The following is a 454-nucleotide window of genomic DNA, read 5'->3' on the forward strand; positions in this document are numbered from 1 at the left end:
TGACAGCCTGCTGCGGATGGTGGAAGCCGCTCGCCAGCAGCTTCGGCAGCCAGAGGGCGTGGCAAGGCTGGTGCTGGAATATGCTGAAACTATCGATTTTCGCCAGCAGAGCCGCTCCGCCGCCCACGTGGCGCAGCTGCAACGTGCTGGCGTGCGCGTGATGCTGGACGACTGCTTTTCTCAGGGGAGCGTTATCTTTCCGGCGCGTCGACTGCACTTCAATGCGTATAAACTGGATATGAGCATCGTCAACGACGCCCAGCACGATCCAAAGGCGCTTGCGCTAATAAAAAGCCTGGCCTACTACTGCCAGTTAAGCGACAGTCGCTGTGTGGCGGAAGGGGTGGATTCACTGGCGAAATTTACGCAGTTAAAATCGCTGGGGATTGATCGCTTCCAGGGCTATCTGTTTTCACCACCGATGCGGCGTGAACATCTCCCGGATCTGATCCGC

General features: G+C 57.7%; 1 protein-coding gene. It reads left to right on the top strand.

Annotation, left to right across the window (positions count from 1 at the left end; all coding sequences use genetic code 11):
* Nucleotides 1-454: EAL domain-containing protein (locus tag M3234_RS28895; RefSeq protein ID WP_262307940.1), on the top strand; the 454-nt coding region annotated here is incomplete at both ends.

Origin of the sequence: Neobacillus niacini, from assembly GCF_023715785.1 — a bacterium.
GTDB lineage: Bacteria > Bacillota > Bacilli > Bacillales > Cytobacillaceae > Neobacillus > Neobacillus niacini_E.